The sequence below is a fragment of the Falsiroseomonas sp. genome, from assembly GCF_041690465.1.
In the GTDB taxonomy this organism is placed as follows: domain Bacteria; phylum Pseudomonadota; class Alphaproteobacteria; order Acetobacterales; family Acetobacteraceae; genus Falsiroseomonas.
In genome coordinates, this window is record NZ_JAWLHG010000022.1 from 17,938 (window position 1) to 31,217 (window position 13,280).

Consider the following 13,280-nt stretch of genomic DNA (forward strand, 5'->3'; position numbering starts at 1 on the left):
CCTCCTCTAGCTCAGCACCCCGCGTGTCTCAAACCACCTGATGACGGACAATGAACTGCTGCGCCTCAACCCCGAGCGGCGCGTCGCGCCACGTCCGCTACGCGGGGCGCTTCGGGTGGACACGGCACCGCCCGCGTTCGGCTCGCTGCGCTATGCCGTGCGTGTGATCTCGGCGTCCGGCCGAGCTAGTCCGCTCGTCATGTCGCACTCACTGCGCCTCTGAATGCAGTTCCGCTTCCCGCCCAACCATGACCGTCCGCGTTCATCCCGACAGAGGCTCTGAGCCATGGCCACGCTTGCCCTCTGGGTCGTAGGCAGCGTCGTTGGTGGCGCCATCGGTGGGCCGCTCGGTGCGGCCCTCGGTCGCGGCCTCGGCGCGCTCGCCGGCTCGGCGATCGACAAACCCCTTGTTCGGTACTGGCGGCGGCCAGCGCGTCGAGGGGCCGCGCGACCTTACCGTCACCACCTCGACCTACGGCGCCGCCATCCCGCTCGCCTATGGCCAGCGCATCCGCATGGGCGGCAACATCATCTATGCCATGCCGCTGATCGAGACCGCCTCCAACAAGCGCAGCGGCGGCAAGGGCGGCGGCAAGCGACAGACCAGCACCACCTACAGCTACAGCGCCAACTTCGCGGTCGCCTTCTGCGAGGGGCCGGTCGCCGGCATTCGCCGCATCTGGGCCGATGGCAAGCTGTTCTACGACAGCAGCGCCTCACCGCCGCAGACCCTCGCGGCCAACATCCGCATCTACTCGGGGACGGACAGCCAAGCGGCGGACGCGCTGATCGCGGCCGACGTCGGGGCGGCGAACTGCCCGGCCTATCGCGGCCTCTGCTACCTGGTCTTCGAGGGCCTGCAACTCGCCGACTTCGCCAACCGCATCCCGCAGATCACCGCCGAGATCGAGGCCGGCGGGGCTGACCTGGCCAGGACCCTGCACGCCCTGGCCAGCCGCGCCGGCGTCGCCGCGGCGGACTCTGCCTCCACCGCCCGGCCACTGGCCGGCTATGCCGTGGCGCGTCCCACCAGCGCCCGCGCCGCCATCGAGGAGCTGATGCTGGCCTACTCTCTCGTCGGCTGCGCCGTGCCGGGCGGGGTGGCGGTGAAGCCCAGGGGCGTCGCCGCGCTCGGCGGCATGGAGGCCGACGCCTTCGGCGCAAGCGCCGAGGGCGATGCCGACGCCGATCGCTGGACCATGGCCCGGGCTGAGGAGAACGGCCTGCCGCGCGAGCTGACGCTGACCCACATGGACCCGGCGCGGGACTACCAGCCCGGCACGGTGCGCAGCACCCGCCAGGACGGCTCGGGCCTGGCCAAGGCGGCCTACGACATCGCCGTGGTGCTGGACGCCGCCGAGGCCAAGGCCCGGGCCGAGCAGGCGCATCGCGATCTGTGGGCCAGGAACAGCGTCGAGAACCTCGCCCTGCAGCCGGGCGAGAGTCTCGAGGTGGTGCCGAGTCTGGCCGCCGGCGCGACGGCGAACGTCGTCATCACGGTGCTTGGCGCGCGGCGGGGGGACTTCGCCGATGCCTCGCTGGATACCAGCAGCATCGCCTCTGCACTCGACTGCCATGCGCGAGGGTATAGCTTGCCGGTCCCGGAGGACCGCTAAGCGCCTCTCGCTCCTTTCGCGGCAGCGCCCGGCTGACGGTGCGCCGGCGGCGCGGTGGTCCCGCGCAGCACCACTGGCGCCTCCAGCTCCGCAGGCGGCGGCGGCGTCTGCCCGGCGGCCAGAGCGACAAGATGATCGGCGGCGCGACGGCCCATCTCCGCGGCCGGAACATGCACCGTGGTCAGCGGCGGCTCGCCATGCGCGAGGAAATCCAGGTCGTCGAAGCCCGTAACTGAGATGTCGTCCGGCACGGCAAGCCCGGCACGCCGCGCCGCGACCAGCGCTCCGAAGGCGAGATGGTCGTTGCCGCAGACCACGGCGCTCGGCGGATCGGGCAAGGTGAGCAGCGCCTCCATCGCGGCGCGCCCGTCGGCAACGGTGTAGGCGCGCTCGGCCAGCAGCGGCGGGGAGAGGGAAAGGCCAGCCTCGGCCAGCGCCTGGCGCACGCCGGCGATGCGCGCCGCGGCGCGATCGTTGCCGCGCGACTGACCGGCGATCATGGCGATGCGGCGATGGCCGAGCTCGACCAGGTGGCGCGTCATGCGCGCCGCGGCGGCCTGGTTGTCGAAGCCGATGCAAGGCAAGGCGCAGCCCTCGGCGCGATGCATCCAGGTGACCACCGCGGGCAGGCCGGGCGGCAGGAGCGCCCAGGTCTCGGGCTCGTGCGCTGCACCGACCAGGAGGATCCCATCCACGCCACGCTGCAGCAGGGTACGGAGCCCGCGCGTCTCTGCCGCCGCGTCATAGCCGGCCGTGGCCACGAGCAGCGACGTGCCATGCGCGTCGAGGCGCTGCTGGAAGGCGTCGATGCAGGCGGCGAAGACCGGGTTGTCGAGCGTGGGCACCAGAGCGCCCATCGCGCCGCTGCGCCGCGAGGCGAGGGCGCGCGCGGCGCCATTGCCGAGATAGCCGAGGCGCCGCGCAGCTTCGGTGACCCGCGCGCGCAGCGCCGGCGTCACGCGGCCCGGGGTGTTGAGGGCACGGCTGACGGTGGCGACGGAGACGCCTGCCGCTTCCGCGACCTCCTGTATGCCGATGCGCGCGATCACCCAGCCAAAGTAAGCGATTTTCCGTCCGGCCGGAAGGACCGGGCACATTTTTCGTTGACAAAAGGGTCTAGGCCATGATGGCATCATGAAAACGCTTACAAATGACAGGGTCAGGAAACGCCAGAGATGTCGGCACCCGACATGCCGGTGCCGGGCCGCCCCGAAGCGGGCGTGCTCGCGCCGCCGCACCCGGCCGGGCGCCTGCCGCGCATCAGCGCGCGGCAGAGGCCGCTGATCGGCGCGGCGAGCCTCATCGGTGTCCTGCTGCTGTGGTGGCTGCTGACCAGCGCGACCGGCCTCGTCAGCCCCTTCCGCTTCCCCTCGCCGGCCGAGTTCTGGGCTGCGCTGAACCAGTTCCTGACCGATGGCTATGCCGGTGGCACGCTCTGGGTGCAGGCGTGGCATTCGACGCGGCTGGTGCTGATGGGCTTTGCGGTCGCGGTCGTCACCGGGGTGCCGCTCGGCCTCGTGATGGGCGTCTCGCCGCGCGCCGAGGCGCTGCTCAACCCCGCCTTCCTGCTGGTTCGCCCGATCCCTCCGCTCGCCTGGATCCCGCTTGCCATCGTCTGGCTCGGCCTGGGCGACGCCGCGAAGGTGCTGGTCATCTGGTTCGCCGCCTTCGTCCCCTCGGTGATCAACACCTGGACGGGCGTTCGCGGCGTGGACCGGACGCTGATCGCCGCGGCGCGCGTGCACGGCGCCGGGCCAGGGCGGCTGCTGACCGAGGTGATCATCCCGGGCAGCCTGCCAATGATCTTCACCGGTCTCCGGCTCTCGCTGCAGGCCTCCTGGACGACGCTGGTGGCGGCCGAACTGGTCGGCGCCTTCTACGGCCTCGGCCGCGTGCTGGACGCCGCCTATCGCGACATCAACCCGCCGATGATCGCGGTGGCGATGGTGGTCGTGGGCATCCTCGGCGCGGCTACCACGCGGCTCGTCGCCATCGCAGAGCGGAGGCTGATCCCATGGCGCAGCTGAAGCCGCTCGAGCGCTGGGTGCTGACGCTGCTCGGCACGCTCGGCTTCTTCGGCATCTGGCAGGGCGTCGCCGCACTTGGCCTTGTCTCGGCCAATGCGCTGCCGACGCCGGGCGCGGTGCTCGCCACCGCCTGGCGGCTGGCCTTCGAGCCCTTCGCCGGCCACACGCTGCTGCAGCACCTGGCGGCAAGCCTCGGGCGCTTCGGCATGGGCTTCGTGCTGGCCGCGCTGGTCGGCGTGCCGCTCGGCCTCGCCATGGGCCGCTGGCGGCTGCTGGACGACATCGTCAGCCCGCTCTTCGAGATGCTGCGCTTCGTCGCACCCCTCGCCTGGGTGCCCTTCGCGGCGCTGTGGTTCGGCACCGGCATCGGCGGGCCCGTGATGGTGATCTTCGCCGGCGCCTTCCCGCCCTGCCTGATCAACGCCTATCGCGGCGCGAAGCTCGTGGAGCCGCGCATCGTCGAGGCGGCGCAGGTGCTCGGCGCATCCGGCCCGCGGATCATGGCGGAGGTGCTGCTGCCCGGCAGCCTGCCTTCCATCGTCGCGGGGCTGCGCGTTTCCGCCGGGCTCGCCTGGCAGTCGCTGATCGGGGCGGAGCTGATCGTCGCCTCGGCGGGCATCGGCTACGTGATGGTGCAGGCGCAGTCCAACCTGGCGCCTGCCATCGTGATGTCGGGCATGCTCGCAGTCGGCGTGGTCGGGCTGCTGCTCGACATTGCGCTGCGCCGCGTCGAGGCGGTGGTGAAATCGCGCTGGGGGCAGGCATGAAGGACATCCGCTTCGAAGGCGTGGGCAAGGCCTTCCCGACCCGCGCGGGACGCGACTTCGTGGCCCTCGACGACGTCTCGCTCGTGGTGGAGGAACGCGAATTCGTCGCGGTCGTCGGACCCTCCGGCAGCGGCAAGACGACGCTGATGCGCATGGCGGCCGGCCTCGACCATCCGACCTCGGGCCGCGTGACGGTGGGCGGCAAGCAGGTGACCGCGCCCGGCCCCGACCGCGCGGTGGTGTTCCAGCAATTCGCGCTGTTTCCGTGGAAGACGGTGCGCGAGAACATCGCCTTCGGCCTGCGCTGCCAGGGCGCGTCGCGCACGCGGCAGGACGAGGTGGTGGCGCATTACCTCCGGCTGATGAGCATGCAGGGCACCGAGGACCGCTATCCGCACCAGCTCTCGGGCGGCATGCAGCAGCGCGTCGCCATCGCGCGCTCCTACGCGATCGAGCCCGACGTGCTGCTGATGGACGAGCCCTTCGGCGCGCTGGATGCGCAGACACGCACGGTGATGCAGGAGGAGCTGGTGCGCCTGACCCGGCGCGAGCCGCGCACGACGCTCTTCATCACCCATGCGGTGGAGGAGGCGGTCTATCTCGCCGACCGCGTCGTGGTCCTGGCGCGCGATCCGGGCCGCCTGCGGGAGATCGTGGACATCCGCCCGCTGCGCGAGGCCGAGGCCTGGGACGGCATGCCGATCGACGCGGTCATGGACCTGCCCAGCTTCACCCATCTCAGGACGCATATCTGGCGCCTGCTGCGCGACCAGATCCGTCCCGACGACTGAACCAACCACAGGGAAGGGAGAGGAACCGTCATGAACCGTCGCATGCTGCTCGCCGCCACGCTGGCGCTGCCCGCCATCCGCCCGGCGACCGCCCAGGGGCTCACCACCATCAAGGTCAGCTACCAGCCCGCGCTCTACTGGGCGCTGCCCTATTTCATCGCCACCGAAAAGGGGTGGTGGCGCGAGGTCGGGCTGCAGCCGGAATTCTCCACCTTTGCCGCCGGCGCGCCGCAGGTGGCAGCCCTTGCCGCGCGCGCCTGGGATGCGGGCGGCACCGGCTCGGCGCCGGCCGTGCTCGGCGCGCAGCGCTTCGGGCTGCTCACCGTCGGCATCACCAATGACGAGAGCGCCGGCAACGCGCTGGTCGCGCGCCGCGGCGATGTGGAGCGCATCCGCGCCAACCCCGCCTCGCTGCGTGGGCAACAGATCCTGCTGACCACGAACTCCACCGGCGAATACGCCGCCTTCGCCTGCCTCGAGAGATGGGGCCTGTCGCGGCGCGACGTCACCTTCGTCAACCTCGGCCAGGCGCAGATCATCAGCGCCTTCTCCTCGGGCAACGGCGCGCTGGCCGGCGTCTGGGCGCCCAACATCTATACGCTGGAGGAGCGCGCGGAGGGCGTCGTCATCTGCTCGGGCAGGGATGCCGGTGCGACGGTGCCGGGCGCGCTGATCCTCCGCGCCGATTTCGCGCGGGAGCAGCCGGCGCTCGCCGCCGCCTACCTCGCCGTCTATCTGCGCTCCGTCGCCTGGCAGAAGCAGAACCGCGCGGAGACCGTCCGGATGATGGCGCGCTTCTACCAGCAGGGCGGCGTGACGCTGCCGGACAAGTACCTCGAGAAGGAGATCGACACGCGGCCGACCTTCACGCTGCGCGAGCAGCTCCGCCTGCTGGACCGCTCCGCCGGCGCCTCCACGGTGGATGGCTGGTTCGGCAAGCTTGGCGATTACCTCAAGGCGGTGGGCACGCTGCAGCAGGTGCCGGAGCCGCGCAGCTACATCAGCGACGACCACATGAAGCGCGTCGCCGACGATGCGCGGCTCTCGGCCTTCGCGGAGGCGCGCTGAACCATGGCGGTCACCTGGCTGAAGCGCGCCGCCCGGACGCCCGCCAGCAACGAGGATGCGGCGCGCGAGGTGGCGGGACGGATGATCGCCGCCATCGAGGCCGAGGGCGAGGCGGCCGCGCGCCGTTTCGCCCGCGAGCTCGACAAATGGGAGGGCGAGATCCTCGTCACGGAGGAGGAGATCGCCCGCAACGCCGCGGCCATCCCGGCCCAGGCGCGCGAGGACATCGACGCGGCGATCGCCAATGTGCGGCGCTTCGCCGAGGCCCAGCGCGCCAGCATCACCGACTTCGAGATCGAGGTCGCGCCCGGCGTCATGGCCGGGCAGCGCGTGGTGCCGGTGGAGTGCGTCGGCGCCTATGTGCCGACCGGGCGCTACGCGCATATCGCCAGCGCGTATATGGGCATCGCGACGGCGAAGGCCGCCGGCGTGAAGGATGTGGTGGCCTGCAGCGCGCCCTATCGCGGGGGCCCCATCCATCCGCTGGTGCTCTACGCCATGCACCGCGCAGGCGCCGACACCATCCTGACGCTCGGTGGCGTGCAGGCCATCGCCGCGCTCGCGCTCGGGCTGTTCAGCGGGCGCGCGGCGGATGTGATCGTCGGGCCCGGCAACAAGTTCGTCGCCGAGGCCAAGCGCATGCTGTTCGGCCGCGTGGGCATCGACGTCTTCGCCGGCCCGTCGGAAGTCGCGGTGATCGCCGACGGCACCGCCGATGCCGAGATCGTCGCCGCCGACCTGGTCGGCCAGACGGAACACGGCCATGAATCCCCGGCTTGGCTGATCGCGCTGGACCGCGCGCTGGCCGAGGCGGCGATGGCGCGCGTGCCGGAACTTATCGCCGCCCTTCCGCCCACCGCGCGCGACGCCGCCGACGCCGCCTGGCGCGACTATGGCGAGGTCGCGGTCTGCGACACGCGCGAGGAAGCCGCTTCCCTCTCCGACCGCTACGCCAGCGAGCATCTCGAGGTGCAATGCGCCGATCTCGGCTGGTGGCGCGAGCGGCTGGTGAACTACGGCAGCCTCTTCCTCGGCGAGGAGAGCACGGTCGCCTTCGGCGACAAGTGCAGCGGCCCCAACCACGTGCTGCCGACCAAGGCCGCCGCGCGCTACTCGGCGGGGCTCTCGGTGCACAAGTTCCTCAAGCCGCTCACCTGGCAGAGCGCGACGCGCGAGGGCGCGAAGCGCCTGTCGGAGATCACCGCGCGCATCTCCCGCCTCGAGGGGATGGAGGCGCATGCCCGCACCGCGGATCTGCGCCTGGCGCGCTGGTTCCCGGGCCACAACCTGCCGCTCGGCGAGCCGGTGCAGGGCTGATGCGGCACGACGCGCCGCCTCGCCTCGCGCTCGACCTCGGCGCGCCGCCTCCCGTGCCGGAGGAGGCGATCGCGGCCGCCGAGGCGCTGCTGCGGGGCGGCTGGCTGCACCGCTATGGCGAGACGCTCGGCGATTCATCGGATGCCGCGCGTCTCGAGGAGGAGTTCGCCGCCGGGCTGGGCGCGCGCTACTGCGTCGGCGTGAACTCCTGCGGCAGCGCCATGTTCCTGGCGCTCTACACCAGCGGCGTGCAGCCGGGCGACCGCGTGCTGATGAACGGCTTCACGCTGTCGCCGGTGCCGGGCGCCATCGCCCATGCCGGCGCGCAACCCGTCGTCGTCGAGGTGACGCAGGACCTCGTCATCGACATCGAGGACCTGGCACGGAAGGCGGAGGCGAGCGGCGCGCGGCACCTGCTGCTGTCGCACATGCGCGGCCACATCGCCGACATGGACCGGCTGATGGCGCTGTGCAACGAACGGGGCCTGACCGTCATCGAGGATTGCGCCCACACCATGGGCGCGCGCTGGGCGGGCCACCCGACCGGCCGCTTCGGCCGCGCCGGCTGCTTCAGCCTGCAATCCTACAAGCACGTCAATGCGGGCGAGGGCGGGCTGCTCGCCACCGATGACGCGGATCTGGCGGCGCGCGCGATCCTCGCCTCCGGCAGCTACATGCTCTACGGCCAGCATCGCGCCCGACCACCGGAGGAGGTGTTCGCGCGCTGGAAGGACGTCACGCCCAATTTCTCGCTGCGGCTGTCGAACCTCGCCGCGGCGCTGGCACGTCCTCAGCTGCGCCTGCTGGCCGAGCGCGCGCGGGTCTGGAATGACCGCCATGCGCGGCTCGCCACGCTGCTCGGTGCGATTCCCGGCATCCGCCTGCCGCATCGGCCGCAACAGGAGGAGCATGTGCAGAGCTCAATCCAGTTCGCCGTGCCCGGGCTCGATGCGGAGGGCTTCCGCCGCTTCCTTGCCGGCTGCCGGTCGCGCGGCGTGTTCCTGAAGTGGTTCGGCGCCGAGGCCGCGGAGGGCTACACCAGCGCGCCGCGCCACTGGCGCTTCCTGCACGAATCGCAATCGCCGCCACGTACGGCCGCGGTGCTCGCACAGCTCTGCGACATGCGCATCCCCCTGACGCTGACCGAGGCGGATTGCGCCACCATCGGCCTGGTCGTCGGCGACGAGCTGGCGGCGGCGCGCACGCCATGAGCCGTCTCGCGCAGCTTTTCTCGCTCGAGGGCCGCACCGCGCTCGTCACGGGCGGCAATTCGGGGCTGGGCCTCGCCATCGCGCGCGCCCTCGGGCTGGCTGGCGCGCGCCTCGTGCTCTGCTCGCGGCGCGCGGCGGAGCTCGAGGCCGCGGCGTCCACCCTGCGGGCCGAGCAGATGCAGGCCGACACCGTCTCCGCCGACCTCGCCGCAGCGGACGCGGCGGAGCGTGTCGCCGCGCGGCTCGGCACGCTCGGCCTCACGCCAGACATCCTGGTCAACGCCGCCGGCGTGAACCTGCGCCAGCCCTTCGCGCAGGTCACCGCCGAGGCCTTCGACCTGCACATGGCGCTGCACCTGCGCGCGCCTTTCCTGCTGGTGCAGAAGCTCGCCCCCGCCATGGCCGCGTGCGGCTGGGGGCGCGTCATCAACATCGCCTCACTGCAATCCTTCCGCGCCTTTCCCGACAGCGCGCCCTATGGCGCCGCCAAGGGCGGCATCGCCCAGCTGACGCGCGCCATGGCCGAGGCCTGGTCGCGCCACGGCATCACCTGCAACGCGATCGCGCCGGGCTTCTTTCCGACGCAGCTGACCGCGCCCGTCTTCGCCGATGCCGGGCGCGCGGCGCAGCTCGCCGCGCAGACCTGCATCGGCCGCAACGGCCGGCTCGAGGACCTGCACGGCACCGCCGTGTTCCTCGCATCCGACGCCTCCGCCTATGTCACCGGCCAGGTGCTCGCGGTGGATGGCGGATTCCTGGCCAAGTGAGGGATCGCCCGTGAAAGCGCTCGTCCAGACCGCGCCGAACACCCTGCTCTACCGGGACGAGCCCGATCCCGCGCCCGCGCCGGGCGAGGCGATCATCCGCGTGGAGGCGGTCGGCATCTGCGGCTCCGACATGCATGCGATCCACGGCCATGATTCGCGCCGGCCGGCGCCGATAATCCTCGGCCACGAGGCGGCGGGGCGTGTGCTGACCGGGCGCCTTTCAGGGAAGCGCGTGGCGGTGAACCCGCTCGTCGTGCCTGCGGACTGCCCCTTCGCGCGCGAGGGCCGGCCGCATCTCTCGCCGCGCCGGGAGATCCTGTCCATGCCGCCGCGCCCCGGCGCCTTCGCCGAGTTGCTGCGCGCGCCGGAGGAGAACCTGGCCGAGATCCCGGAGGACATGCCGGCCGCGCAGGCCGCACTCGCCGAGCCGGTCGCCGTCTCCTACCACGCGGTGCATCATGGCGCCCGGCTGCTGGGACGGCCGCTGCCTGCGGCGCGCTGCGCCGTGCTCGGCGGCGGCGCCATCGGGCTCGCGGCCGGGCTCGTGCTGGTCCAGGCCGGCGCGGGCGAGGTCTGGCTGGTCGAGCCGAACCCGGCCCGGCGCGAGACCGCGGCGCGTGCCGGCATCGCCCGCAGCCATCCGCCGGAGAGCGGCCCCGAGGACGGCTCCTGCGACCTGGTCGTGGACGCGGTCGGCGCGGCGGCGACACGCGCGAGCGCATGCCGACTGGCGCGTCCGGGCGGCGTGATCGTCCACGCCGGCCTGCTCCCCGGCGCCGAGGGCCTCGATATCCGGCGCCTGACGCTGCAGGAGATCACCTTCACCGGGACCTATTGCTACACGCCGGAGGAGTTCCGGACCGTCGTCGGCCTTCTCGTGACGGGCCGCCTCGGCGCGCTCGACTGGCTTGAGACGCGGCCATTGGCCGAGGGCGCGCGCGCCGTCGCGGACATCGATGCCGGCGCTGCCGCCGCCGCCAAGATCATCCTCCTCCCCTGACGCAACAGGAACAGCGCATGCGCAAGCCGAACATCCTCCTGGTGATGGCCGACCAGCTGACGGCGGGCGTGCTGCCCGCCTATGGCAACAAGGTCGCCAGGACGCCGCATATCGACGCGCTCTGCGCGCAGGGCACCGTGTTCGGCAACACCTACTGCAACTTCCCGATCTGCGCGCCCTCGCGCGCCTCCATGCTGACCGGCCAGCGCGCGACGGCGGTCGGCGCCTTCGACAACGGCGCGGATTTCCCCTCCTCCACGCCCACGCTGATGCATCATCTGCGCCTCGAGGGGTATCGCACCATCCTCGCCGGCAAGATGCACTTCGTCGGCCCCGACCAGTTGCATGGCTACGAGGAGCGGGTGACGACGGACATCTACCCCTCCGACTTCACCTGGACGCCCGACTGGCAGAGGCCGGGCCCGCCGGTCTCCGGCGCAAGGATGAGCCTGCTGGGCGTGGTGGAAGCCGGCCTTTGCGCGCGCAGCCTGCAGCTCGATTACGACGAGGAGGTCGCCTACGCCGCCGAGCGCAAGCTCTTCGACCTGGCGCGCGATCAGGACAAGCGGCCCTTCTTTATGACCGTCTCCTTCACCCATCCACACAACCCGTTCGTGACCACGCGCGAGTACTGGGACCGCTACGACCCGGCGGAGATCGACATGCCGGCACAGGGGCCGATCCCCTTTGCGGAGCAGGATGGCCGCAGCCAGCGCCACTACCTGCTGACCCGCTGCGACGAGCATGACGTGACGGCCGAGCGGCTGCGCAACGCCCGCCACGCCTATTACGGGATGACCAGCTACATCGACGACAAGCTCGGCAAGCTGATGGCGACGCTGCGGGCCGCGGGCCTGGCGGAGGACACCATCGTGATCTTCACCTCCGACCACGGCGAGATGCTCGGCGAGCGGGGTATGTGGTTCAAGATGTGCCTCTTCGAGGGCTCGGTCCGCGTGCCGCTGATCATCGCCGGGCCCGGCTGGCCGCAAGGTGTCGCACGCGCGGAGAACACCTCGCTGCTCGACCTCGCGCCCACCATCCTGGCGCAGGCCGCGCAGGCGCCGCGCGCCACCGCGTTCGAGGGGCGGGACCTGCTGCCGCTCGCTCGCGGCGAGGCACCGGACTGGCCGCTGGATGTCCACTGCGAATACACCGCCGAGGGCTGCGACGAACCTTGGCTCATGCTGCGGCGCGGCGCGCGCAAGATGATCTGGAGCGAGACGCACGGACCGCAGCTCTTCGATCTCGCCACCGACCCGCATGAGAGCCGCAACCTCGCCGACCTGCCCGCGCATGCGGAGGAGGTCGCCACCATGATCGCTGCGATCCGCGCGCATTGGGACGTCCCGGGTCTCCACGCGGCCGTGCTCGCCAGCCAGAAGCGCCGGCTCATGCTGCGCACGGCGCTGGCGCAGGGGCAGCGGCCGCCGTGGGACTGGCAGCCGACGAACGACGCGGCGAAGCAGTATGTCCGCAGCGGCGACAGCCCGACGCTGACCAAGATCCGCTCCCGCCTGCCCTTCGTGCCTCCCGTGCCGCTCGACCATCCCCGCAAGACGGAGGACATGCCATGACCCTGCAACGCCGTGGGCTGCTGCTCGCCGCTTCCGCCATCCCGCTCTCCGGCGCGGCACGGGCGCAGGCCTTTCCGACCCGGCCGGTGCGCATGATCGTGCCTTTTCCGCCGGGTGGGGTGGTTGATCTGATTGCCCGGATGATCACGACCCCGCTTTCCGAGGTGCTGGGACAGCCCATCGTGGTGGAGACGCGGCCCGGTGCGGGCGCGACCATCGGCACCGCCGCCGCCGCCACTGCCATGCCGGATGGCCACACCATCCTCTTCACCTCGGCGGCGCTCGCCTCCGCGCCCGCCACGATGCCGCAGCTGAGCTACGACGCGATGCGGGATTTCGCACCGCTCAGCCTGCTGGGCGATGTACCTCTCATACTGACTGCCTCCCCGCACCTCGGTGTGGACAACATGGCCGGGCTGGTGGCGGCGGCGCGGGCGCGGCCCGGAGCGATCAGCTTTGCCACGCCAGGCAATGGGACGCCCATCCATCTGGCGATGGAGTTGCTCCAGCAGCAGGCCGGGATCAGGCTGCTGCACGTCCCCTATCGGGCCTCGCCCGTGCCGGATGTGCTGGCCGGTCGGGTGGATCTGCACATGGACAGCGGCCCCGGCGCAGTCCTGCGCGGGCGCCAAGGGCAGGTGAAGCTGATCGGGATCGCGACACCGAGGCGCATCGCCTCGCTGCCTGACCTGCCGGCCATCGCGGAGACCGTGCAGGGCTACACCTCTACCACCTGGTTCGCCTTCTTCGCGCCGGCGCGGGTGCCCGCACCGGCCCTGGCAACGCTCAGCAACGCACTCATCGCTGTCACCTCGCAGCCGGCGCTGCGCGCCAGGCTGGCCGAGCTGGGGATGGAGGTGCAGGCCACAGGGCCGGAGGTGCTGGCACAGCTGCTCCGGACCGATACCGAGCGCTTTGGCGCGATCGCCCGCGCCGTGGCTACGCGGATCGAGTGAGCGGGGCCGCTCATGAGCGGGAACGGCGCATCGAGCGCCAATCGGCAGCTGCCGGCTCGCGCCCGGCGGCAGCCTTGCCGCCAGCGTCCCCCGTGGGGCCCGGCGCAAGGTTGTCGCTGCCGGAGGTATGCGCCGCCGGGCAGGACCTTCGGCCTGCCGGCTGAAGAGGCCTGATACTGCATG

The 13,280-nt window shown here is 71.8% G+C and carries 13 protein-coding genes; 12 read left to right on the forward strand and 1 reads right to left on the reverse strand.

From position 1 onward, the window contains the following. Positions 1–40 precede the first annotated feature (40 nt). Positions 41–223 carry a hypothetical protein gene (locus ACESM1_RS19165; protein ID WP_372622812.1) on the forward strand — a complete coding sequence of 61 codons (183 nt, stop codon included), beginning with the start codon at positions 41–43 and terminating at the stop codon, positions 221–223. 184 nt (positions 224–407) lie between these two features. Further along, complete coding sequence (locus ACESM1_RS19170; protein ID WP_372622813.1) at positions 408–1,616, forward strand: phage tail protein; 1,209 nt, start codon at positions 408–410, stop codon at positions 1,614–1,616. Here the strand turns inward: ACESM1_RS19170 and ACESM1_RS19175 are convergent. Then, positions 1,613–2,665: a LacI family DNA-binding transcriptional regulator gene (locus ACESM1_RS19175; protein WP_372622814.1), complete on the reverse strand. Its 1,053-nt coding sequence runs from the start codon at positions 2,663–2,665 to the stop codon at positions 1,613–1,615. The genes ACESM1_RS19170 and ACESM1_RS19175 overlap by 4 nt on opposite strands. A 126-nt stretch (positions 2,666–2,791) precedes the next feature. Here ACESM1_RS19175 and ACESM1_RS19180 point away from each other — a divergent pair, with 126 nt between their 5' ends. From ACESM1_RS19180 to ACESM1_RS19225, 10 genes are read left to right on the forward strand one after another with little or no spacing between them, the layout of a single operon-like run. Then, the gene (locus ACESM1_RS19180; RefSeq protein ID WP_372622815.1) at positions 2,792–3,643 is read left to right on the forward strand and encodes an ABC transporter permease; all 852 of its coding nucleotides are present in this window, start codon (positions 2,792–2,794) and stop codon (positions 3,641–3,643) included. After that, a complete protein-coding gene (locus tag ACESM1_RS19185) occupies positions 3,631–4,410 on the forward strand; it encodes an ABC transporter permease (RefSeq protein WP_372622816.1) in 780 nt (259 codons plus the stop codon). The genes ACESM1_RS19180 and ACESM1_RS19185 overlap by 13 nt, the downstream gene beginning before the upstream one ends. Further along, entirely contained in the window at positions 4,407–5,201 is a 795-nt protein-coding gene (locus ACESM1_RS19190) for an ABC transporter ATP-binding protein (protein WP_372622817.1), read from the forward strand. The genes ACESM1_RS19185 and ACESM1_RS19190 overlap by 4 nt, the downstream gene beginning before the upstream one ends. A gap of 30 nt (positions 5,202–5,231) precedes the next feature. Continuing rightward, entirely contained in the window at positions 5,232–6,269 is a 1,038-nt protein-coding gene (locus tag ACESM1_RS19195) for an ABC transporter substrate-binding protein (RefSeq protein WP_372622818.1), read from the forward strand. 3 nt (positions 6,270–6,272) lie between these two features. After that, positions 6,273–7,586 carry a histidinol dehydrogenase gene (gene hisD, locus ACESM1_RS19200; protein ID WP_372622819.1) on the forward strand — a complete coding sequence of 438 codons (1,314 nt, stop codon included), beginning with the start codon at positions 6,273–6,275 and terminating at the stop codon, positions 7,584–7,586. Then, positions 7,586–8,797 (forward strand): DegT/DnrJ/EryC1/StrS family aminotransferase, encoded by a 1,212-nt coding sequence (locus tag ACESM1_RS19205; RefSeq protein WP_372622820.1) that lies wholly within the window; start codon positions 7,586–7,588, stop codon positions 8,795–8,797. Before hisD ends, ACESM1_RS19205 begins: the two co-directional genes overlap by 1 nt. Further along, positions 8,794–9,564, forward strand: a complete 771-nt coding sequence (locus tag ACESM1_RS19210) for an SDR family NAD(P)-dependent oxidoreductase (RefSeq protein WP_372622821.1) — start codon at positions 8,794–8,796, stop codon at positions 9,562–9,564. The genes ACESM1_RS19205 and ACESM1_RS19210 overlap by 4 nt, the downstream gene beginning before the upstream one ends. Before the next feature lie 10 nt (positions 9,565–9,574). Then, positions 9,575–10,564 (forward strand): zinc-dependent alcohol dehydrogenase, encoded by a 990-nt coding sequence (locus ACESM1_RS19215; RefSeq protein WP_372622822.1) that lies wholly within the window; start codon positions 9,575–9,577, stop codon positions 10,562–10,564. A gap of 17 nt (positions 10,565–10,581) precedes the next feature. Next, positions 10,582–12,141, forward strand: coding sequence for a choline-sulfatase (betC, locus tag ACESM1_RS19220; RefSeq protein ID WP_372622823.1), 1,560 nt, complete (start codon positions 10,582–10,584; stop codon positions 12,139–12,141). Next, on the forward strand, positions 12,138–13,097 hold the full coding sequence (locus tag ACESM1_RS19225; protein ID WP_372622824.1) for a Bug family tripartite tricarboxylate transporter substrate binding protein: 960 nt from the start codon (positions 12,138–12,140) through the stop codon (positions 13,095–13,097). The genes betC and ACESM1_RS19225 overlap by 4 nt, the downstream gene beginning before the upstream one ends. Positions 13,098–13,280: the final 183 nt, after the last annotated feature.

What these genes read in the sequence shown, in the direction of transcription:
- ACESM1_RS19165 (WP_372622812.1), top strand. Translation starts at nt 41, where the DNA reads ATGACGGACAATGAACTGCTGCGCCTCAACCCCGAGCGGCGCGTCGCG.
- ACESM1_RS19180 (WP_372622815.1), top strand. Translation starts at nt 2,792, where the DNA reads ATGTCGGCACCCGACATGCCGGTGCCGGGCCGCCCCGAAGCGGGCGTG.
- ACESM1_RS19185 (WP_372622816.1), top strand. Translation starts at nt 3,631, where the DNA reads ATGGCGCAGCTGAAGCCGCTCGAGCGCTGGGTGCTGACGCTGCTCGGC.
- ACESM1_RS19190 (WP_372622817.1), top strand. Translation starts at nt 4,407, where the DNA reads ATGAAGGACATCCGCTTCGAAGGCGTGGGCAAGGCCTTCCCGACCCGC.
- ACESM1_RS19195 (WP_372622818.1), top strand. Translation starts at nt 5,232, where the DNA reads ATGAACCGTCGCATGCTGCTCGCCGCCACGCTGGCGCTGCCCGCCATC.
- hisD (WP_372622819.1), top strand. Translation starts at nt 6,273, where the DNA reads ATGGCGGTCACCTGGCTGAAGCGCGCCGCCCGGACGCCCGCCAGCAAC.
- ACESM1_RS19205 (WP_372622820.1), top strand. Translation starts at nt 7,586, where the DNA reads ATGCGGCACGACGCGCCGCCTCGCCTCGCGCTCGACCTCGGCGCGCCG.
- ACESM1_RS19210 (WP_372622821.1), top strand. Translation starts at nt 8,794, where the DNA reads ATGAGCCGTCTCGCGCAGCTTTTCTCGCTCGAGGGCCGCACCGCGCTC.
- betC (WP_372622823.1), top strand. Translation starts at nt 10,582, where the DNA reads ATGCGCAAGCCGAACATCCTCCTGGTGATGGCCGACCAGCTGACGGCG.
- ACESM1_RS19225 (WP_372622824.1), top strand. Translation starts at nt 12,138, where the DNA reads ATGACCCTGCAACGCCGTGGGCTGCTGCTCGCCGCTTCCGCCATCCCG.